The sequence below is a fragment of the Hoylesella timonensis 4401737 = DSM 22865 = JCM 15640 genome (genome assembly GCF_000455445.1).
Taxonomy (GTDB): domain Bacteria; phylum Bacteroidota; class Bacteroidia; order Bacteroidales; family Bacteroidaceae; genus Prevotella; species Prevotella timonensis.
Genome location: NZ_HG417092.1, coordinates 264,346 through 286,990, shown reverse-complemented (window position 1 = coordinate 286,990; position 22,645 = coordinate 264,346). Strand labels below are relative to the sequence as shown.

General features: G+C 41.3%; 18 protein-coding genes and 1 tRNA gene. 11 read left to right on the top strand and 8 right to left on the bottom strand.

Annotation, left to right across the window (positions count from 1 at the left end):
• Positions 1-236: 236 nt before the first annotated feature.
• The 4 genes from BN35_RS04660 to BN35_RS04645 all read left to right on the top strand — a co-directional run bounded on the left by BN35_RS04660 (position 237) and on the right by BN35_RS04645 (position 4,886).
• Positions 237-1,388: a DNA polymerase III subunit gene (locus BN35_RS04660; RefSeq protein ID WP_025072755.1), complete on the top strand. Its 1,152-nt coding sequence runs from the start codon at positions 237-239 to the stop codon at positions 1,386-1,388.
• 81 nt (positions 1,389-1,469) lie between these two features.
• Positions 1,470-2,687: a PSP1 domain-containing protein gene (locus BN35_RS04655; RefSeq protein ID WP_025072754.1), complete on the top strand. Its 1,218-nt coding sequence runs from the start codon at positions 1,470-1,472 to the stop codon at positions 2,685-2,687.
• A gap of 6 nt (positions 2,688-2,693) precedes the next feature.
• On the top strand, positions 2,694-3,149 hold the full coding sequence (locus BN35_RS04650) for a gliding motility lipoprotein GldH (RefSeq protein WP_025072753.1): 456 nt from the start codon (positions 2,694-2,696) through the stop codon (positions 3,147-3,149).
• Between the two features lie 189 nt (positions 3,150-3,338).
• Entirely contained in the window at positions 3,339-4,886 is a 1,548-nt protein-coding gene (locus BN35_RS04645; protein WP_028901223.1) for a Gfo/Idh/MocA family protein, read from the top strand.
• A gap of 71 nt (positions 4,887-4,957) precedes the next feature.
• Here the strand turns inward: BN35_RS04645 and rodA are convergent, their stop codons facing one another.
• From rodA to BN35_RS04610, 7 genes are all read right to left on the bottom strand, one after another.
• Positions 4,958-6,427 carry a rod shape-determining protein RodA gene (rodA, locus tag BN35_RS04640; protein WP_025072752.1) on the bottom strand — a complete coding sequence of 490 codons (1,470 nt, stop codon included), beginning with the start codon at positions 6,425-6,427 and terminating at the stop codon, positions 4,958-4,960.
• Positions 6,408-8,258, bottom strand: a complete 1,851-nt coding sequence (gene mrdA / locus BN35_RS04635; RefSeq protein WP_025072751.1) for a penicillin-binding protein 2 — start codon at positions 8,256-8,258, stop codon at positions 6,408-6,410. Before mrdA ends, rodA begins: the two co-directional genes overlap by 20 nt.
• A gap of 29 nt (positions 8,259-8,287) precedes the next feature.
• Entirely contained in the window at positions 8,288-8,788 is a 501-nt protein-coding gene (mreD, locus tag BN35_RS04630; RefSeq protein WP_025072750.1) for a rod shape-determining protein MreD, read from the bottom strand.
• Positions 8,789-8,804: 16 nt separating this feature from the next.
• Positions 8,805-9,662, bottom strand: coding sequence for a rod shape-determining protein MreC (mreC, locus tag BN35_RS04625; protein WP_025072749.1), 858 nt, complete (start codon positions 9,660-9,662; stop codon positions 8,805-8,807).
• A gap of 38 nt (positions 9,663-9,700) precedes the next feature.
• The gene (locus BN35_RS04620) at positions 9,701-10,723 is read right to left on the bottom strand and encodes a rod shape-determining protein (protein WP_008125450.1); all 1,023 of its coding nucleotides are present in this window, start codon (positions 10,721-10,723) and stop codon (positions 9,701-9,703) included.
• 71 nt (positions 10,724-10,794) lie between these two features.
• Positions 10,795-11,388, bottom strand: a complete 594-nt coding sequence (locus tag BN35_RS04615; RefSeq protein ID WP_025072748.1) for an IMP cyclohydrolase — start codon at positions 11,386-11,388, stop codon at positions 10,795-10,797.
• 857 nt (positions 11,389-12,245) lie between these two features.
• On the bottom strand, positions 12,246-13,331 hold the full coding sequence (locus tag BN35_RS04610; protein WP_025072747.1) for a TlpA disulfide reductase family protein: 1,086 nt from the start codon (positions 13,329-13,331) through the stop codon (positions 12,246-12,248).
• A gap of 194 nt (positions 13,332-13,525) precedes the next feature.
• Between BN35_RS04610 and BN35_RS04605 the strand changes: the two genes are divergently transcribed.
• Genes BN35_RS04605 through BN35_RS04595 form a run of 3 tightly spaced genes read left to right on the top strand, consistent with a single transcriptional unit; the run spans position 13,526 to position 16,948 of the window.
• Positions 13,526-14,215 (top strand): queuosine precursor transporter, encoded by a 690-nt coding sequence (locus tag BN35_RS04605; RefSeq protein WP_025072746.1) that lies wholly within the window; start codon positions 13,526-13,528, stop codon positions 14,213-14,215.
• Positions 14,216-14,241: 26 nt separating this feature from the next.
• On the top strand, positions 14,242-14,712 hold the full coding sequence (gene queF, locus BN35_RS04600) for a preQ(1) synthase (RefSeq protein ID WP_025072745.1): 471 nt from the start codon (positions 14,242-14,244) through the stop codon (positions 14,710-14,712).
• A 13-nt stretch (positions 14,713-14,725) separates the two neighbouring features.
• On the top strand, positions 14,726-16,948 hold the full coding sequence (locus BN35_RS04595; protein ID WP_028901224.1) for a patatin-like phospholipase family protein: 2,223 nt from the start codon (positions 14,726-14,728) through the stop codon (positions 16,946-16,948).
• An 82-nt stretch (positions 16,949-17,030) separates the two neighbouring features.
• Here the strand turns inward: BN35_RS04595 and asnA are convergent, their stop codons facing one another.
• Positions 17,031-18,068: an aspartate--ammonia ligase gene (gene asnA / locus BN35_RS04590; protein WP_025072744.1), complete on the bottom strand. Its 1,038-nt coding sequence runs from the start codon at positions 18,066-18,068 to the stop codon at positions 17,031-17,033.
• 330 nt (positions 18,069-18,398) lie between these two features.
• Between asnA and BN35_RS04585 the strand changes: the two genes are divergently transcribed.
• The 4 genes from BN35_RS04585 (at position 18,399) to BN35_RS04570 (ending at position 22,531) form a co-directional block, all read left to right on the top strand.
• A tRNA-Arg gene (locus tag BN35_RS04585) sits at positions 18,399-18,472 on the top strand.
• A gap of 795 nt (positions 18,473-19,267) precedes the next feature.
• On the top strand, positions 19,268-20,428 hold the full coding sequence (locus tag BN35_RS04580; protein WP_051275201.1) for a TlpA disulfide reductase family protein: 1,161 nt from the start codon (positions 19,268-19,270) through the stop codon (positions 20,426-20,428).
• Between the two features lie 49 nt (positions 20,429-20,477).
• The gene (locus tag BN35_RS04575) at positions 20,478-20,909 is read left to right on the top strand and encodes a hypothetical protein (protein ID WP_025072742.1); all 432 of its coding nucleotides are present in this window, start codon (positions 20,478-20,480) and stop codon (positions 20,907-20,909) included.
• 629 nt (positions 20,910-21,538) lie between these two features.
• Positions 21,539-22,531, top strand: coding sequence for an ATP-binding protein (locus tag BN35_RS04570; protein ID WP_234396761.1), 993 nt, complete (start codon positions 21,539-21,541; stop codon positions 22,529-22,531).
• The last annotated feature ends 114 nt before the right edge of the window (positions 22,532-22,645 follow it).

Sequence of the window (22,645 nt, the reverse complement as noted above, 5' to 3'; positions counted from 1 at the left end):
TAAGCGCATTAGCGCATTTTCAAAATTCGGCTAAATGTAGCCAAAGGTGCGGAAGAAGTAAAATATTGCAATTATAAAGAACTGTTTGTACGTTTTTTTACTATTTTTCCCATTGCAATTAGTCAAATATATTGATACCTTGTAACAATTTTGCGTAATTTTTAGTAACTTTGCAAACAACGTAAATTGGCATGAAAGTGCTTTTTATGTAAGGCTTTTATCAACCATTGAGGACAGTGAAATTCAGCGAGGTGATTGGTCAGGAGGAGGCACAGGCTCGGCTTGTGCAGCTGGTACACGAGAATCGTGTGCCACATGCGCTGATGCTCTGTGGTCCACAAGGATGCGGCAAGTTGGCTTTGGCTTTGGCTTTTGCCTCTTATGTCTTAGGAGAGCGAGACGCAAACGGACAGTCTATCCTTGCCTCAGAAAGTGCCATACTCAATGCCGAGGCGATGTTGCGTAACTGGCAACACCCCGATTTGCATTTTACGTATCCAGTGATTCGTCCCACAGGTACATCTTCCGATCACAAAATGATTAGTGACGATTTTGGCAAAGAGTGGCGAACGTTGCTCAATGACACCGTCTATTTTAGCATTGACCAGTGGCTTGAGTACATGAAGGCAACTACCCAACAGGCTCAAATATTTGAGGCAGAAAGTGACAACCTGACGCAGAAGTTAAGTCTGAAGTCCAGTCAAGGAGGGTATAAGGTTTGCTTAATATGGCTACCTGAACGAATGAATCAGGTTTGCGCCAACAAACTGTTGAAGTTGTTAGAAGAACCTCCCTCGCAAACTTTGTTCTTAATGGTATGCGAAGAACCTGACCGACTGTTAGAAACCATTCTGAGTCGTGTGCAACGAATCGATATTCCACGTATAGAAGACGTGGCTATTGAGCAAGCACTGATACAGCAACGAGGAATAGAAGCCAACAATGCACATGATATTGCTCGTATCGCAAACGGCAGTTGGCTTAGGGCATTGCAGACATTGAGCGCAGACAACGAGAACAAGCAGTTCTTGGACACCTTTAAGCTGTTGATGCGCTTGGCTTATATGCGCAATATCAGGAGCTTGAAGAAATGGACAGATAGCGTGGCAGGATTTGGACGTGAAAAGCAACGGCGGATGCTGACCTATTTCAGTAGGATGATTCGTGAAAGTTTTATGTATAACTTTCAGCAACCTGAACTCGTTTATATGACGCAGGAAGAAGAAGATTTTACTAAAAACTTTGCTCGGTTTGTGAATGAAGCCAATGTGATTGAAATTGAAGAGCTATTGGCAACGGCACGCAGAGATATAGGACAAAATGCCAATGCTAAAATTGTTTTTTTTGATTTAGCCTTGCATTTAATTGTGCTATTGATGAGAAAATAAACATATAATAGAGATGATGCGCCTTCCGATGTTATTAACGGTAGAGACAAGTGCAGGAAATCTCATGACAAAAAAGAAACAATGGATTACAAAAATATGAAATTCAAATTAGCCAACGGTTGTGACAGAGGACTCTGTCGTCGGTCTTGTGGTCGTCAAGACAGACCGCTGAACACTTACGACTGGTTGGCTGATGTTCCGGGTAATAACCTAACGACAGATTTGGTTGAAGTACAATTCAAAAATACACGTAAGGGATATTACCATAATGTGAACGGACTGGACTTGAAAAAAGGCGATATTGTAGCAGTAGAAGCAAGTCCAGGGCATGACATAGGAGTGGTAACGTTGACAGGAAGTTTGGTGAAACTCCAAATTAAGAAAGCCAATCTGAAGTCTCCTGATGAGATACGACGGATTTATCGAATAGCGAAGCCCGTGGACATGCAAAAGTATGAAGAGGCGAAGGCACGTGAAGATGATACGATGATACAAAGTAGGAAGATTGCTAAAGACTTGGGGCTACAGATGAAAATAGGAGATGTGGAATACCAAGGCGATGGCAACAAAGCCATTTTCTATTATATTGCCGATGAACGTGTGGACTTTAGACAACTCATTAAGGTGTTGGCGGATGCCTTTCATGTGCGTATTGAGATGAAGCAGATAGGTGCTCGACAGGAGGCAGGACGTATCGGCGGAACAGGTCCATGCGGACGAGAACTGTGCTGTGCCACGTGGATGAAGAACTTTGTATCAGTAAGCACGAATGCCGCTCGCATACAGGACATTTCCTTAAATCCACAAAAATTGGCTGGGATGTGTGCCAAACTGAAGTGCTGTCTCAACTATGAAGCTGATGACTATGTGGAATCAAGCAGGAAAATCCCAAGTAGAGAGATTATTCTGCAAACCGTTGATGGGGATTACTATTTCTTTAAGGCGGACATCTTGGCTGGGTTAGTCACCTATTCTACGGACAAAAATCTCGGTGCTAACTTGGAAACGATTACCACTCATCGTGCCAAGGAGATTATAGAGATGAACAAGCGGGGTGAAAAACCTGCATCGTTGCTTTCGGAAGGTAGACAAAAAGAAAAAGCACGTCCTGTTGATTTGTTGGCGGGAGCTGACATTAGTCGATTTGATCAAACGAAGAAACGGAAAAGAAGACGCCAACAAGGTTCTGAACAGGAGGCAACACGTGGGGCAAGTCAAAACAGAAATCGCCGAAAGCCCATGGACAAAGAAGGTCGCCCAACAGAAAGAAGACGTTCGGAAGAGACGATGAATCAGTAGTGGAGCATGAAAAATGTAGGGATATTCGTTTGTTGCTGTTTGCTTTTTTTTGCTTGCAATGAAGGCAAGGTGTATGATCGATTTCAGCATACACCTCTTTCTGGGTGGGAAAAAAATGATACTTTGACCTTTGATGTGCCACCGATGCGCCAGTCGGGCAACTATCAAGCTAAATTAGCCATGCGCATCAACAGTAGTTTTCCTTTCAAAAGTCTGACCCTGATAATAGAGCAAACGGTGTTGCCCCATCGTAATAAATATGTAGACACCTTGGATTGTGAACTCATTGGCAATAACGGGATAGCACAGGGACGAGGTATCAGCTATTATCAATACGATTTTAATATAACTCAGTTAAAGTTGCAGCAGGGTGATTCGCTTCATATCAAGGTAAGACACGATATGAAAAGGGAGATTCTACCAGGTATCAGCAACGTGGGTATCACCCTTATAAGAAAGTAAATCTGTAGAGAGGTGTCAGTCCACGCATGCCGAGATGTGTTTTCTCTATTGTGTGGAAGGGGGAGAAAAGGATGTTGAACTGCTCACTGAAGATATTTTTTGAGTTGGCAAATGTCCATTTTCCCTTTTTTATTTGTATCTTTGTAACGCCCAAAAAAACTAACTATATTATTATTAACCCATAAAAGAATGAAAAAGTTAAAGACATTATCTATGATGCTTGCTGTAGCAGCACTTACGTTGTTGCCCAGTAAGGGAATGGCACAATTCAATTGGAAGTATAAAATCGAAGGTGGAAAGATTGTTACCGAAGTACCTCAGCGGACAGCAGGACAGCAGTCGGCTTTGTTATTAAAAACGCCAAAACTGAAAACCGTACGCGTGGCTTTCGTTGGCTTGGGTATGCGTGGCCCTGGTGCTGTGGAGAGATGGACGCATATACCCGGTATACAGATCATGGCATTGTGCGATTATGAGAAGAAAAGAGCAGAAGACTGTCAAAAGTACTTGAGAAAAGCCTCGATGCCAGCTGCCGATATCTATAGTGGTGAAAAGGGATACGAGGAAATTTGCAAGCGCAAAGACATTGATTTAGTATATATTGCTACCGACTGGTTGCACCACTTTCCAGTGGCTAAGTGTGCTATGGAGAATGGGAAGCATGTGGCCATCGAGGTTCCTTCTGCGATGAACATGCACGAAATATGGCAGCTTATCGACATGTCAGAAAAGACTCGGTTGCATTGTGTGATGCTTGAAAACTGCTGTTATGATTTCTTTGAGCTTAATTCGTTGAACATGGCACAGAAAGGTTTGTTTGGTGAAGTCATCTATGCACAAGGAGCATACCGCCACGAGCTATCTCCTTTCTGGGATCACTATTGGAAAAAAGACCAAAACGACAAGTTAGGATGGCGATTGGACTATAATCAAAAATATCGTGGAGATGTTTATGCTACCCATGGACTTGGTCCAGTAGCACAGGTAATGAACATCCACAGAGGCGATAGGATGAAGACTTTGGTAGCCATGGACACAAAGTCATTCAATGGAAAGAAACACGTTGAGCAGATGAGTGGAAAGCCTTGTGAGAAATTTGCCAATGGAGACCAAACTACAACGCTTATTAGAACGGAGCAAGGGAAAGTGATTGAGATACATCATAACGTCATGACTCCTCAACCATATAATAGAATGTATCAGCTCACAGGTACTGAAGGCTTTGCCAACAAATATCCCGTTGAGGGCTATGCACTATCTTCAAAGAACATGAAGCAAGGTGGCGTGTCTCCTTCGAACGATGACTTGTCGGGGCATGAGTACCTTTCAAAGGAAGATATGAAGGCATTGGAAAAAGCTTATGCAAGTCCTTTGGTTACAAAATATGGCGATGAAGCGAAGGAAGTAGGCGGCCATGGCGGTATGGATTTCATCATGGACTGCCGTTTGGTTTATTGCCTACAGAACGGATTGCCTATGGACATTGATGTTTATGACTTGGCAGAATGGTGCTGTTTGGCTGAATTGGGAGCGATATCCATGGACAATGGTTGTCTTCCAGTAGAGGTGCCCGACTTTACAAGAGGTGGTTGGAATACGATAAAGGGTTATTCGCATGCTTTTGCCTCTCCTGAAGAAGAGGCGGCAAATGATGCCCAAGCAAAAGCTTTTACAGCAAAATTGAAGGAAAAAGGTAAACGTTACTGGGAGAAAATAGATAAGAAAAATAAAAAGTAACGTATCAAGAACGGGAGTCAAAAACAATGATAATTTGGGTTTGACTCCCGTTTTTCCTTTCTGTCGTATTGTTACGTATGAACGATGTTGCGTGCCGCATCAATTCGTAAGAATATAAATAACAGGATGGTAAAGCCCCATAGTGATGAACCCCCATAGCTAAAGAATGGTAAAGGGATGCCAATAACGGGGGTAAGCCCAAGTACCATGCCCACATTGATAAAGACATGGAACAAAAAGATGCTGGCGACACAATAACCATAGATACGTCCAAAGGCAAAAGGTTGTCGTTCTGCCATTTTCAAAAGTCGTAAGATTAAAGCCAAGAAAAGCAGTAATACGCCTGCCGATCCAATAAACCCTTCCTCTTCACCTACCGTACAGAAAATAAAATCTGTGTCTTGTTCGGGAACAAACTTTAGTTTTGTTTGGGTTCCATTCAAGAAACCTTTACCTTTCAGTCCACCAGCTCCAATGGCAATTTCGCTCTGATGCACGTTGTATCCCACCCCCGAAATATCTTCTTCTAAGCCCAACAGCACTGTTATACGCACTCTTTGGTGAGGCTTCATCACATTATTTAAGACATAATCGGCAGAGTAAAAGAAAGCCAATGAACCCAATGCAAACAATGCAATATAGAGATAACTCTTATATTGGCTTGCTAACCAGCAGTAAAGTAGAAAGCCAATCAAGGCGAATGATACAACTAATTGAACCCAAACGATATCAAATGGCACTACAAACTTGGCAAACAACAGGGCAATGAGAGTGATGCCGAGTGAAATAAGCGTGAGGAGTTGACTCTGTTTCTTATCCTTACAGTAGAGGTAAACCATGGATGTTGAAAACAATTGTAAGAGCAAAATGACAATGAATTTACCCAAAGAGACAGGAAGTCCCCACAACTGTACGTCTTCATACTTGATGCCAACGACAAAATAAATAATCATAGCCACCCCAGTGAATAGAACACTGCCAGGCATTCCTTCTCTATAAAACATGAGAAAGAATGATAAATAAACCAAAGCAGAACCCGTTTCTTTCTGTGCTACGATGAAAAGCATGGGTAAAAGTACAATGCCTAACGCATAAGCAAAGTCTTTCCACTTATGAATATTAAAGCCATATCGTCCCATGTATTTACCAACAGCCAAGGCAGTAGCAAACTTTGCAAACTCTGCAGGCTGTAGACGCAAGGGACCAAGCACTAACCATGACCTTGAACCTTTTATCTCGTGGGGATTAAATATGGTTGCAAAAAGTAACAATAGCATGACGGCATAGATGATATATGCAAACATGTCATAGTATCTGTCATCTAACATGAGCAAGACAAATCCGAGAAAAATGGACGAAGCAATCCAGATGATTTGCATTCCTGAACGCGTACTCAAACTGAAAATATCGGTATCACCATACGTGTAACTTGCTCCACAGACACTTAGCCAGCCAAAGATGAGCAGTGACATGTAGATAAGAATGGTCCACCAGTCTAATGAACGAAAGACGCTAGACGGTTTATCGGTTACTCTTGCCATATCCTATTCTTCTATTTTGAAATACCTTTGCTTTCGCCTCTGATGCTGGTGAAAGCTTTCCTTTGATGTATTGTTCTATCATGAGAGACCCAATAGGAACGCCATAATCAGCACCAAATCCTCCATTCTCAACATAGACGGCAATGGCTATCTTTGGGTTGTCCATGGGAGCAAAGCCCATGAATACGGAATGGTCGTGTCCACGGTTCTCTGCTGTACCTGTCTTTCCACAGACAATATAATCAGATCGGTTTGCTGACCTACATGTTCCTCGTTCTACAGCCGACCGCATTCCTGCCACAACGTAATTATAAGCTCGTTTACTTGCTTTGGTATAATGCCTTCGAGTGTATAGCGTATCCATCGCCTCGCCTTGTACTTTTCTCACAACATGAGGTACATAATAATATCCTCGGTTTGCAATGGTGGCCCCGAGATTGGCGATTTGCAATGGGGTAAGATTGACTTCGCCTTGCCCAATCGAAATACTAATCACCGTCAGTCCATTCCATGAGCCTTTATAAGCATGATCATAAAACGCTGCATTGGGGATGAGACCACGCTTCTCTCCAGGGAGATCGATGCCTAACTTGTATCCAAAGCCCATGCTGACCATATAGTCGCGCCAGGTGTTCATGGCTGTTTGTACGTTTTTATATTTCTTGCGATTGCTCATCATATAATACAACCCCCAACAAAAATAAGCATTACATGAGGTACTGATAGCTGGAATTAACGCTAAGGGTGAAGCATGACCGTGACAACCTACGTGAAGTCCACGGAAATAAAATCCTCGATGGCAGGCAAATGGGGTAGAAGGGGAGATGATACCTTCTGAGAGAAACGTCAAAGCCTGTGTCGTCTTAAAGGTTGAACCGGGTGGATATTGTCCCATAATGCTACGGTTCAAGAGAGGTTTCCAAATATTTCGCTGTAAAGCAAGATGATTCTTGCTGCGTTTCTTTCCCACTAACCAACGTGGATCATAAGTAGGTGTAGATACCATGCACAGCACTTCACCCGTAGAAGGCTCGATGGCGACAATGCTACCTATCTTTCCTTCCAGCAGTCGCTCACCGAGTGCTTGCAATTGTAAATCGATAGAAAGCGTTAAATTCTTTCCGGGTATAGGCTTTTTATCTAATGCTCCATGTTGATAACTGCCCTGCACGCGACCATGAACATCGCGTAATAATATCTGAACCCCTTTCTGTCCTCTTAACTGTTTCTCGTAAGAACGTTCAATGCCCAATTTTCCAATATAGTCTCCTGCTTGGTAATAATCATCCTCTTCAATGTCGCTGGGTGATACTTCTGCCACATCTCCTAAGATATGTGCTGCGTATGGATATTGATATTGTCGAATGCTACGCTTCTGAACATAAAACCCTGGGAACCGATACATTTTCTCCTGAAAGATACTAAACTCTTTATCACTGAGCTGACTCATAAACAGTTGTTGCGTAAACCGTGAGTAACCCGGATTCTTGTAACGATCTTTAATTTCCGTCATTCGTTGCTGGTAGAACTCTTTGGTAATGCCCAAGGCTTCGCAAAATTCGAGTGTATCTATTCTACCCTTTTGCTCATTCATCACGACCATGATATCGTAAGCTGGCTGATTATACACCATCAGTTTGCCATGACGGTCTGTAATGATTCCACGAGACGGATATTCTATTTTCTTAAGAAAAGCATTACTGTCAGCATTCTTTTTATAATCATCGCTCAACAGTTGCAAAGTAAACAGACGAATGGTATAGATGACCACAATAGTAATGGCCACCCCTGCAATAACATACCTGCGGTTTTCAAGATTATAATCTTTCATTCGTCAATTCGTGGGTCAACTTTGCATGTCTACCCTCGTCTAACATTCTCTATTGTCATGAGTAGAACCAGCGTTAAAACCGTACTACCACCGACACACTTGAGCCACTGAAGCCAGTTAAAGAAGTTGAATGCTTCGAGCGAAAAGAAGATGAGACAATACAAGAACACTAATACAAGGGCATAGCCCCAAAAGGCAGATATGCCTAATGTGTGCATCGACGGCTGTAAGTCTTCCGCACTATCACGTGGCAAGAATAATATTAATACATAGGGTTGTATCAATCCGATAAATGTCATACTGGCAGAAGCCAGTCCGGGCGTGTTTGAAAAGATGTCAACACTTAGTCCTGCCAAGAATCCACAAACCAAAATGCCCCATTTTGGGAAGTTTCTTCTAAACAGCAACATACTGTACACATACAAAAGGGGTGTGGCAAAACCAAAGAGGTGGATATGGTTAAATATCAGCACTTGTAATAACAGCAATATTACAAATATGGATATACCTTTCAATAAATCAACCCCCATCTCTTTACTCCTATCTTTATTTAGCTTCCAGTGAATCGCTGGCTGCCCTCATCAGTTCTATGCGCTCTTTCATAGCCGTGTTATCGACCACAGAAACATCGCGCAACGTACTGAAATTCGTTGATAACTTGACACTTAATCTATAAGAAACTCCATCTGCAGAGTTGTACACATGCAGAATCTTTCCCACCTTTATTCCGGATGGGAAGATAGACGAATAACCACTGGTTACGATATTTTCGTTTAACTTGAATCGTGCGTGTCGTGGAATGTCATCCAGATAAGCAATGTCGGTAGCTCCACCTTGCCAAATCAAGTAGCCAAAATACTCTCTATTTTCTATTTTACAACTGATATTGGACTTTGTATTGAGCAATGGAATCACAACTGAATACTGTGGAGATACCAAATAGACAATGCCTACAACCCCTGTTCCGCAGACCACCCCCATGTCCTTTTTCACTCCATCTTTCGAACCTTTATTGATAGTTATGAGGTTATCAGGCCGAATAATAGAGTTGCTTACGACTTTGGCGGGAATCAACTTCATCTCTTGTACAGGTAGCAGTAAGCTATCTTTCACGTAAGATGAATCTTTTGTTACTGTTGTCAGTTTCTCAGATAAGTCTGAAATCTTCTCTTCCAGCGCTATATTTCTTGCCGTGAGCTCTTCATTCACTTTGGTGAGCGAGAAGAAATGCTCTAACTGCGAACTCCAGTCATATATCCTACCAACAACGACATTCGCTGATGAAAACCACACACTACTTTGGTAATTATTGTAGCTGAAAAGCAGGGTAAGGCTAATTGCCTCAAGTAACACAAATACAAACCAATGGTGCTGACGTGCCAGAAACTCAATGAGATTCCGCATACTTACAGTTGATTATTAGTGTGAAAATACACCACTCCTTATCTCATCAAGAACGAGAAGCGATCTACGTTCTTCAATGCGATGCCAGCTCCTTTGGCAACACTGTGTAGAGGGTCTTCTGCAATGTGGAATGGTATGTTGATTTTGTCTGTCAAACGTTTGTCAATACCACGGAGCAATGCACCACCACCACTGAGATAGATTCCATTTTGAACAATATCTGCATACAATTCAGGTGGAGTTGACTCTAATGCAGACAAGACAGCGTTCTCTATTTTAGCCACAGTTTTGTCCAAACAGTGTGCTATTTCTTGATAGCAAACAGGTACTTCCATAGGTAATGCGGTAATACGATTAGGACCGTGAACCACATAATCCTCTGGTGCCTCATCTCCTAAGTCAGTCAAAGCAGAACCCACATGAATCTTGATACGCTCAGCCATACGTTCGCTGACTTTCACATTATGCTGTCTGCTCATGTATTCCTGAATGTCGGCAGTAAGGTCGTCGCCCGCTGTGCGTATGGAGTTGTTGGATACGATACCTCCCAAAGAGATAACAGCTATCTCAGTACTGCCACCACCGATGTCGACTATCATATTTCCTTCGGGTGCTTCTACATCTATACCGATACCAATGGCTGCTGCCATGGGTTCAAAAATCAAGTACACATCGCGCCCGTCAGCATGTTCAGCAGAGTCGCGTACTGCACGAAGTTCTACCTCTGTACTTCCTGATGGCACCCCTATAACCATACGCAGTGAGGTAGAGAACAAGCGTCTACCAGGTCTTACCATCTTGATAAGTCCACGCATCATCTGTTCGCAGGCTGTAAAGTCGGCAATCACACCATCACGCAGAGGGCGAATAGTACGAATATTGTCGTGCGTCTTCTCATACATCATTTTTGCTTCTTCGCCTACTGCTATCATTTTGTCAGTACGACGGTCGAGCGCAACGACGGAAGGTTCGTCAACAACTATTTTGTCATCACTGATAATAATAGTGTTGGCGGTTCCTAAGTCCATTGCAATTTCTTGGATAAAAGAAAAAAATCCCATTTCTAAATCAATATTTTATTGAGACCTAATGTTGGATTTCGCTTCGATTTGCGATATCCATATCTGTCATATTATTTGGTAAACCATGTATGTATGGCTGTATCATAGTGGCTGCTCACCTTGAACGCATGCTCTGCAAACATCTTTCTTCCCTCTAAAGTTGTCTGTGCTCCTTCTTTATTGAGAATATCTTCCAACATGCTATATTCTGCCTTGCTGGGTACAATGACAACATCTTTGAAGTTTTTTGCCCCTGCGCGAATGAGCGAGATGCCGCCAATATCAATCTTCTCAATGATGTCAGCTTCAGATGCATTGCTTGCTACTGTCTGCTCAAAGGGATAGAGGTCGACGATAACCAAGTCGATTGCAGGTATTTCATATTGTTTCATTTGCTGTTGGTCACTGTCATTGTCTCGTCGAGCCAAGATACCTCCAAAGATTTTAGGATGTAATGTTTTCACTCGTCCGCCCAAAATAGAGGGGTATGAGGTGACGCTTTCTACCGTTTGGCATTCATATCCCAACGATTCTATAAACTTTTGTGTTCCACCAGTTGAAAGAAATTTCACGCCCTCTGCGTGCAGTTTTGATAACAGAGATTCAAGTCCGTCTTTATGATAGACTGAAATCAGTGCTGTCTTGATTTGTTTTGTTCCAGTCATACTTTAATGTATATTTGGTTACAAAGTTACGAAAAACCCTTGAATGCACCGCAATAAAGGATAGAAAAAACTTTTTTTCACAAACATTCTTGTTCAATTTTCCCGAACAATCAATACATCTATCTCTGCTAATGCTGATATATTTGCTTTTCGTAACTTTCAAATGCACACATTAACTCAATGGGTTAGGCTTGTTAGGTCATTGCGTTAATCCTGTTAAGTCAATGGGTTAAGCTCATTAAATCAATGAATTAGGCGCATTAAGTCATTGGGTTAACGATACAAAGTCAATGGGTTAAGCCTGCTAAGTCACTGAATTAGTCTATTAAGTCAATGGGTTAAGCTCGTTAAGTCAATGAATTACAGCACAAAGTTATTGGGTTAAGCTTGTTAGGTTATTGAGTTAAGCCTGCAAAGTCAATGGGTTAAGCTCGTTAAGTCAATGAATTACAGCACAAAGTTAATGGGTTAAGCTCGTTAAGTCAATGGAGTAACGCCACAAAGTCAATGGAGTAAGCACGTTAAGTCAATGGAGTAATGGTACAAAGTCAATGGGTTAAGCACGTTAAGTCAATGGAGTAACGGCACAAAGTCAATGGGTTAAGCACGTTAAGTCAATGGAGTAACGACACAAAGTTAATGAAAAAAAGAAAAAAATGGGTAAACTTTTTCAGTTATTTTTTAGAATTGATAAAGTTTACCCTCTTTTTCTTCTTGGCTTTCTATGAGCGTAAAATAGTAGTTGATACGTTGATAGCGAAATGTAGTGAGTACATTAAGCGCCCTTCTATCAACTTTTCAGCTCATTTTCAGCGTAAAATTTAACGGATAGTTCTGTTTGGCAGAACCGTCATTTCTTAATATCCGTAGATTTCTTTTAACTTATCAGCAAGCTTTGCACCACGCAAGTCTTGTGCAACAATTTGTCCTGAAGGGTCTACCAAGATATTGCATGGAATGGAATTGACGCCATACACATCAGCAGCCGCACATTTCCAACCTTTCAAATCAGAAATATTGTGCCAAGGAAGTTGTAAATCTTGTATCCCTTTCTTCCATGCTTCAAGCTTTGAGTCAAACGAAACGCCAACCACATCAAATCCCTTAGCTTGATGATAACGTTTGTAGGCATCCACTACATTTGGCATTTCCATGCGACAAGGTCCACACCAGCTCGCCCAGAAGTCTACCAATACGTAGTTTCCTTTGCCTACCCATTGACTCAGTTTTGCGGGTTTTCCCTCGGTATCATGCATTGCCAAATCTGTAAACTTCAAACCGGGACGGCGCTTTTCCAAAGAACGGAGTTGCTGTTTGGCTCTTTCCATCATCGGATGGTTATAGTAAGCGCTGGTATTGTCCAATGCAGAAACCAACTCCTCATAGGTCAGTGAATAATAAGACTGCCCTAAGAAGTAAGCCGGAGTCACCCCTTTTTTGTTCGAGTTGGCAAAGGCTAAGATATCTTTTATCTGCTTTTGCTCCGTTTGTTCCATCATTCCTTCGAAGACACCTTTTTTAGTTTGTCCCTCAATCGTTTTGTCCGAGGCTACAGCTTGATATTTTTTATAGATGTCCATCATCTTTTCATCCAGTTTGTTCTGTTCCTTTTGGAAGTTCGCAAACTGTACATTCTGCGGTGAACCAGTGACATTGCCATTCTTTAAGTTGACAGTAATAGGGGTGTGATCATTCACTACTGTAACACTGTGTTGCTGGTCAGCAGCCACTGTGATAAAAGTGTTGAGGGGTTGAGTGCCATTTAGCTGAAATTTATTGTCCTTCACAGCCACACTATCCACAGATCTAAACTTGCCATTGTAGAAATAATACACCCAATTAGTGCCTTCTGGTGCATTTCCAGAGATGACATATTCGGCATTTTGAGCCTGCGTGGTTGTGACGCCCAAAGCAAGCATTGTAAACAATAATAACTTTTTCATTGTACTTTATTTTATATTCGTTTTGCGCAAAAATACTTGTTTTTTTTGAAATAGCCATCATATCTCACTAAAAATAACTAACTTTGCAGACAAAAGGAATTACAAAAAGACTGATGATGTAAATCCTTCAATGAATTTTATCCTTTATTAGCTCAAAACAGAGTGCTTGGTCAACCTCTTAAAAAACAAGAAAAATGGAAAAGAAAAATCACTATGTGAGTGTGTTGTTTATGCTTTTCAGCATCCTTTTTTGTGTTTGCTTGATAACAGCAAACGTGTTAGAAACAAAGCAAATAGCCGTAGGTCCGATATCTCTCACAGGGGGGCTTATCGTGTTCCCTATCTCGTATATTATTAATGATTGTGTTTGTGAAGTGTGGGGCTATCGCAAAGCTCGACTGTTGATATGGTTAGGGTTTGCCATGAACTTCTTTTTTGTCATGATGGCAGCCTTGTGCGATCTGATTCCTGGTGCAAGCTATTGGACTTTAGGACAGAGTTTCCATGATATTTTCGGGTTGGCACCACGAATTGCTTTTGCCTCTTTTATCGCTTTTTTATGTGGCTCATTTGTCAATGCTTATGTCATGAGCAAAATGAAGATAAGTTCGCAGGGTAAAAACTTCTCTCTTCGTGCGATTTTAAGCACCATTTTTGGTGAAGGGGTAGATTCGCTTATCTTCTTCCCTTTAGCATTTATTGGTGTTATTCCAACCTCTGCACTTTTACCACTCATGTTTTGGCAGGTGATACTTAAAACGGCTTACGAAATTGTAGTATTGCCGATTACGATTCGGGTGGTACGAAAACTGAAAGAACATGAGGGCGTGGACATCTACGATGAGGATGTAGATTATAACGTGTTACAGGTTTTTAATATCTAAATTGGCAATTTCAAACGAAAATACAAATGGAAGATACTCGCAAAAATGAAGGGTTAAAGGCGCTGGGTTCGAAGACAAAATACAAAATGGATTATGCGCCAGAAGTGTTAGAAACCTTCGAAAACAAACATCCAACGAATGATTACTGGGTACAATTTAACTGTCCAGAATTCACTTCTCTATGCCCTATCACAGGTCAACCAGACTTTGCGGAGATTAAGATTGCATATATCCCGCAAAAACTCATGGTGGAGAGTAAGAGCTTGAAGCTCTATCTCTTCAGTTTTCGTAATCATGGTGACTTTCATGAAGACTGTGTGAACATTATCATGAAAGACTTAATCCAACTCATGCAACCCAAATACATTGAAGTCATAGGACTTTTCACGCCAAGAGGCGGTATTAGCATCTATCCTTATGCTAACTATGGACAGCCTGGTACAAGGTATGAGACCTTGGCAGAGCAACGATTTTTTAACCACTCTATACAACCATAAAAACAAAAACAGAATGAAAAAGATTGCCATTTTCACATTAGTAGGATTATTGCTTTTGGCGATACCAGTACAATCGCAGCCACAACGCAAGAAAATCGCTATTGTGTTGAGTGGCGGTGGCGCAAAAGGTTTCGCTCATATTGGTGCCTTAAAAGTGATAGAAAGAGCTGGCATCCCTGTTGATATTGTCACTGGTACTTCGATGGGCAGTATCATAGGCGGACTATATAGTATTGGTTACGATAGTCAGCTCATGGATAGCATTGTTCGTCAGCAAGACTGGACCTTGATGCTCTCTGATAAAATTGATGTAAGGAACGAAAGTTTGATGAGACGCCAAAAGCAAAATACTTATATCATAACCAGAGATGTGGACTTTGGTAAGAAGAAACCAACTTTTTCAGGAGGACTTATTGATGGAAAAAATCTGCGCAAGTTGTTTGAGAAGTTGGTTTATCGATACCGTGACTCCATTGATTTTAATAAGTTGCCTATTCCATTTGCTTGTGTTTCTACCGATATTATTGGTGATGCCGAATATGTGTACCATAGTGGTTCTCTGATAGAAGCGATGCGAGCCAGTATGGCGATACCCGGAGCTTTCACTCCTATCCGAAAAGGAGAGATGGTATTGGTAGATGGAGGTATGAGTAATAACTTCCCTGTAGATGTAGCCCGAAAAATGGGAGCTGATGTGGTGATAGGGCTAAGCGTACAGGAACCTGACAAGACAGCGGATGATTTGACACGAAGAGGGAGTGTCATAGGACAGATTATTGATATTAACTGTAAGAAAAAATATGATGAGAATGTGAAGAATACAGATATCTTTATCCGCTCGTGTACAGATGGATATGGTACTACTTCTTTCTCAAAATCAGCCATAGACACCTTGATTCGACGAGGAGAAGAGGCTGCTATGAAGCAATGGGACCAGCTTGTTAAGCTCCGCGATGAACTCGGAATTAAACCAGGTCAGAGAGCCAAATACCTTACTGAAATCACCGTAGACACCTTGCCCCAAAAAGTTAAATTGGCAAATGTGGTATTTGAAAAGGTGGATGCAGCAGATCAGAAGTTTACTTTGAGAAAGTTTCACCTTCTGAAGAGAGATAGCATCAACACAGGGATGTTTCAAAAAATAGCAAACTCAATGCGGGCAGATTTTTACTATAATGATGCAGATTGTTATCTCACACCAACCGATGAGGGCGAATGCCTACATATTGCTGCTATTGGCGATAAAACGAAGAAGGCGAGACTTGGTGTTCGTTTTGATACAGAAGAGCTTGTGGCACTGCAAGCCAATCTTGGGCTATTTGTAAGAAATAAGTTTTTGCCAATGGCTGCAGATTTTACACTGCGTTTAGGTAAGAGATCAATGGCGCGAGCCGACTTCTCGTTATATTTTAATCATTGGGGAAAGGTCAATGCTTCTTATGTGTTCCGCCACCAGGATATAAATATTTATGAAAAAGGTGAAAGAGACGCCAATATCATTTATAATCAACACACGGTGAGTTTGATACCTTTTGATTTTAATATCCGCAATTTTAATTTTCAACTTGGCACTTATTTTGATTTTTATCGATATAATGCTGTGTTACAAGATGCGAAACGAGAACTCTGGCAAATCAACAAGCGCAATCAACATTTCATCACTTATCAGGCGAGTGTGAAATACAACTCTGAGGATAAATGGTATTTCCCAACACGTGGTGCCAAGTTCGAAGCGACGTATGGCTATCATACAAACAACTTTGTGGGCTATGACGAAGAGCCTGGATTTAGGAGTGTCAACGCAATGTGGAGAATATCATTTGCTTTGAGCAATCGACTGACAATACAACCGATGCTTTACGGCAGAGGTGTGTTTGGTAAAAATCCTCCTTATATTTTACAGACGGTGATTGGAGGAAATCACTTCAATTATTATGCAGAGAACCAGCACTTGCCTTTCGCTGGTATTAGTTATTTAGAGTTGGTAAGAAATAAATTTGTTGCGGCGCAACTAAGATTTCAACAACGTATAATTGATCATAATTTTATCATAGCTAAAGTAGGTGTCTATAAAGACGGTGATAAAATGGATGATATTTTTGATCATAGCTTAAGGGTCGGTGTACAAGCCGCATACTATTATCAAAGCATTGCCGGACCTCTTGGAGGTTCGATTGGTTGGACGACAAAAACAAAGCAACCTAATTTCTATATCAATTTGGGTTATGTTTTTTAAGAGCTGTCAAGACTGTCCGCCGTATTTATGAGCTGTTGCTGTTAACACGGTGTGTTTTAGGATGAGCGAGGTGAACAACGAGTTAAATGAGTTTCATTCCTGCTGCAGCACACTCTTTACGCATATCTTCAGGCCAAATGCTGGCTTGAATTTCTCCGATGTGTGCTTTCTGAAGCAAGACCATACAGAGCCTGCTTTGTCCAATACCACCTCCCATACTCAGTGGTAATTTATCATTTAGAAGCTGTTGATGGAAATAAAGCTGCTGTTTATCTTCCTGATTTTCAAGCTTCAACTGTCTTAACAAGCTCTCCTTATCAACACGAATGCCCATGGACGAGAGTTCTATGGAACGTTCTAAGACAGGATACCATATTAAAATATCGCCATTAAGTCCAGCCAAACCATTTTCTGTCACTGTTGACCAATCATCATAGTCGGGCGCACGACCATCATGTTTTTCTCCATTACTAAGCTTTCCACCAATGCCAATAATGAATACTGCCCCATATTTCTTACAAATAGCATTCTCTCGTTCTTTTGGCGATAAGTCAGGATACATTTGCAATAGTTCTTCACTATGAACGAAATGAATATCGTGAGGAAGAAAGGGCGTTAGCTGTGGATACGTTTCACAGGTAAGATATTCGGTGCGAAGCAATGATGCATAAATACGTTGTACCACATTTGTTAAAAAGGCAATGTTGCGGTCGGTAGGGCGGATAGAGCTTTCCCAATCCCATTGGTCAACATACAATGAATGAAGGTTATCCAATTCCTCATCTGCTCGAATCGCATTCATATCCGTGTAGATACCATACGGTGGCTCAATTTTATACTCTGCTAATGTTAACCTTTTCCATTTAGCCAAGGAATGTACCACCTCTGCCTGTGCGTTCTCGAGATCTTTGATAGCAAACGTAACAGCACGCTCAATACCATTCAAATCATCATTGATACCTAAACCTTTCAAGACGAATAGGGGAGCAGTGACACGTCTGAGTCTTAATTCGGTTGCAAGATTTTGTTGGAAAAAATCTTTGATAAGTTTAATACCTTGCTCTGTTTGTCTCATATCCAACAAAGCTTGATAGTGTACTGGTTTTATCAATTTGCTCATTTTGGTGTAGTTGCTCTTTATTCGTTCAAAACTTTATGAAAATGCTTTCACTAATTGTTATGCAAAAGTAGAAAATTTATGGAAGATATACAAGAATAAATGATGTAAATCGGTCAATATGATTAAAAATAAACGCTTCATCTTTCATATTGTCTTAATTCAATCAGTAGGAATCATGAAGGATATACTCCCATTTTTATCGTCACACAAAAAGATGACGTGCTCTGTGGACACGTTGCAAAGAACAGGTTTGCGGCTGAAAAAGAATAATTTGAGTACACATACTTGTTAAATTCAATAATTTTCTATACTTTTGCATTCGTTCATTATGGCCTCGTAGCTTAGCTGAATAGAGCGTCAGATTCCGGTTCTGAAGGTCTTGGGTTTGAATCCCAACGAGGTCACTCCTACTAACAAGCGGAAAGTCCGATAAGTAAAGGCTTTCCGCTTTTTGCTTTTATAGAGAAACTTCTAAATAGTCTTTGAAGTATGTTCTGAATACAGAAAGTAGCAAATAAAAAGGGACTAAAAAGGAATTAATTAGAGATTTGGCTTAAATTCCCTGCTTATCCCGAACAGAGGTATCATATTAAAGCCTATTGATGTGTCATACAAAGGCCATCCGTACTCGTCAACTTCAAGGTATTTCTTATAGGTTGTTTTCCTTAATTTCCCTGTACTCTTTCGTTTTCTTTCTGTCTGCGGCTTAAAGATATAGTCACCCTAAAGACCTACGATAGTCAGTCGGTTGCAACCATTATGTTTATTGAGGTTCAGCGATAATTTGGGTTGTACGCCCGTTAGAGATGTCTGGGTACGAATTACTTGCTCGGGTAATTGGTTGAGTTATACTCTAACAAAGGCACATCTTTTGTCCCAAAGAACTCCCGTGCACATCCTGGATGAAAGTCTTTCTGACCCACCTCCAATTCTTTGTGTGTATGATCAGTTAAAGAGAAATAAAAAGATGCTGTATACTTTCCTCTACATTTAGGCTCTAATAAAAATATAAGTTTTTGATATTCAATGATATATATATCGTAATATTTGTATAATTCACCAAAAATGACTACCTTTGGGTGTTAAAACATTAAAGAAACAGATCGAAAACACTTTGACAAATCAACTATTTTACCTATTTTTGTCGTAAATGAGGCAGCTTGCCGAAACATTGGAAAACAACTTTAAATCCCAATAAGATGAAAAGAGCATGTAAATTGAAATTCTTTATTTTGTCGGTGGCAATGTGGCTGTATTCGTCAGGAGCCTCGGCACAGAGCAATTTTACGATGAGCGGCGCACTGACCGACGTTGGAAACGACTCCATCCTCGTGGAGTATGTAGAGCGAAATCCGGACAAGAAAATCATCAATTTTGCTACGCCCGTCAACAACGGCCATTTCAATTTTTCGCTTTATATAGACAAGGCCTATCAAGGGTCACTTCGGTTGAAATCCAGTCCCAAAAAGGTCATGTACTTTTTCTTTGTCCCCAACGAATTTGTCAACATTGAAGGAGATTTCATCGACGAGTATAGCGTCCGCATTTCGGGCAGCGCATTCTATCAGCAGTACGCCAAAGTGACGGACGTGGGAAGGTCTTTCCACAAGGAATTTGACATCGCCCAAAAAGAGTATGAGGCGGGAGTGGCTGCCGGTGACAATGCCGCTCGGCTCGACAGTATACGCAAAGTCGCCATCCGTGACATCAATCGGCGCATGTACCCTGTGGTCGAGGAGTACATCGTACAACATCCCGACGAGGACGCCACGGCGACTTTGGTGCTTGACGTGAATATGGACCGTGTGGTTCCGGTCATACGGAAGCTTAGTCCCGCAGTGCGCAACGGTCGTTTCAAAGGATATTTGGATATGTGGCAGGAAGCCTTCGAGCGGATGGCCGTGATGAGGAAAGCTCAGAAAGAAGTGGCCGACACGGCTAAAGTCGGTGCGATGGCCCCCGATTTTTCCCTCACCACACCGCAAGGCGATACGCTCACGCTCAGTTCCCTGCGAGGTAAATATGTGCTGCTGGACTTTTGGGGCTCATGGTGCACATGGTGCATCAAGGGATTTCCCAAAATGAAAGAATGCTATGCCCAATACGGCGACCGCATTGAGTTTGTGGGCATCGATTGCAACGACAAAGCCGAAAAATGGAAACAGGCTTTGGAGAAATACCAGTTGCCGTGGCCGCAGGTGAGAGACGGCGATGCGAAGGTCGAGACCGCATATAGGGTGAAAGGCTATCCTTATAAGGTGCTGATAGGTCCCGATGGAAAGATATTGAAAACTTATTTGGGCGAGGTGGAGACGTTCTATGCGGAGTTGGGCCAAATGATAACCTCTGACAAAGAATAGTGCCAGACGTTTTTCAACTAATTAGCAGGCCCTATATAAAGAACCCAAAATGAAAAGACCCGCTATAATATTCTTCTTTTTTATAATTGGATATGTGCTATATTGGTGCATATCTGATTATAATTATAGATACAATAAAATAAATAGTATCGTAGGAATTTATAAATTAGATTTTAATCATACTGATTCTGAAATTTATAAGGATTCTATTGAAAAATATAATAATTTAAGATTAATATTTAATTCTGATATGACATTTTCCTTATCATTTTCCGTGCCATTTATGGCTGATTCTGTAGGAACATGGAAGGTTGGAGGAATGGATGAATGGAATGAAATTGTCTATCATAATGGCATTATAGATCAATTGGGGGAATTTGACGATGGGGATACGATTATATATATAAATTCCCCAACTCCGCAAAAAACTTACAAGAAACCGACAGAAATAAATAAGGTTTTCTTTGTGAGAATAAAGTAATTTTTTTTACTCGTTCTCCGACGTAATGTTTACCGAGCATAATATAGGTGAAGTGAATACTGTAAATGACACTCTTCATACAAACACGAATCCCTTTGAAAAAGCTTTTAACCTGAGTTTGGGATAAGAGGAATCAAGGAATCTAAGCTGCTTTATCTGCCTATTGGCAAAAATGTACTTGAAACAATTGACTGAAGATGTATAAGCAAGGGCAAAGGACATGAATGGTAACGAGCTTTTATTCCAAAGGACAAACGTGCATTGTTTCGTAATCTTGGGTTTTTCTTTTTATGTATCCCAGCGATAGGCAGATAATGCCTACCTGCTCAAAGAGCCGAAACAAGAAGACAAAAAGACTGACTTGTTAAAAAGAAAGAGTCCAGAGGAGCGTTCCGCCTTAATGGAAGAGGATAAAAAATTATAAAAAATCGAAGGTTATTAATTTTGTTTTATAGAAAATGTCTAAATATGTAAACCGAACTTTATAAGATTTGGTAATTCATATTAAATATAATTTATATGAGTATTAGTAAAGATGTCATCAAACAGTGCCTGATTAGTAAGCAGCGCGAAATAGATGAGGCGGTGATTGTGACCGTCCCATAGACTTTGAAGAGAATGGTAATTATGTGATAGTTGGCGTGAGACATGCGGGTAAGTCGTATCTGCTGTATCAGCGCGTGCGTCAGTTGCAGGCGGAAAGAAAGGGATGGGACGAGATTCTGTTTGTGGACTTTGAGGATGAGTGTCTGGCGGAGTTCCAGACGGAAGACTTTAACAGTCTGCTGGAAGCCCATCTGGAGCTGTATGGTAAAAAACCGGTGGTATTTTTGGACGAGGTGCAGAACATTCCGCATTGGGATAAGTTCGTGCGTAGGTTGGCTGATGCGAAATACAGGGTGTATGTGACAGGTAACAATGTGAAGATGCTGAGCAAGGAGGTGGCAACTACGTTGGGCGGACGGTTTTTTATTTGCGATGCGTACCCATATTCATTCAAAGAGTATCTGGCAGCTCAGCAGGTAGAACTGAGGGGGCATTGGGAGTATGACACGATTCAAAGAAGCGAAGTAAAGCGACATCTGAATGAGTACTTCTATTACGGTGGTCTGCCAGAGATCCTGTCGTTTAAGAACAAGCGGGCTATGCTTTCGAGCTTGTACCAGAAGATCTACATGGGTGACATCTGTGCCCGAAACAACATTAAGAACGACAGGGTGTTGAACATCCTGATTAAGAAGATGGCAGAGAGCGTGAAGCAACCGCTGTCATATAACAGGCTGAGGAACGTGATAGTGGCAACGGGGTCGCCCATCAGTGTGCCTACTACGATAGACTATGTGGATTATGCCGCTGACAGTTGGCTGATATTACCTATGGAGAATGAGATTGGGAAGCTGACGGAGAAGGAGATGCAGAAGAAATACTACTTCGTTGATAACGGCTTACTGAACCTGTTCCTGATGAATTCAGAGACATCGCTACTAGAGAACATGGTGGCGGTAGAACTGTGCAGGCGGTGTGGCAAAAAGAATGTGTTTTTCCTCCTGACTTCGTCACTCAAAAAACATGTATTTTACAACTGGTTGATAAACAATATTTTGTATCTTTGTGTCACCTAATATTGGGTGAAACGAAAGATATTTTAACTATGTTTGTCCGCAAAAAGAAATATCCATCTGGCAATATCGGAGTTATCGTTGTCGAGAAAATTGGAGGCAAAATGAAGGAACTTG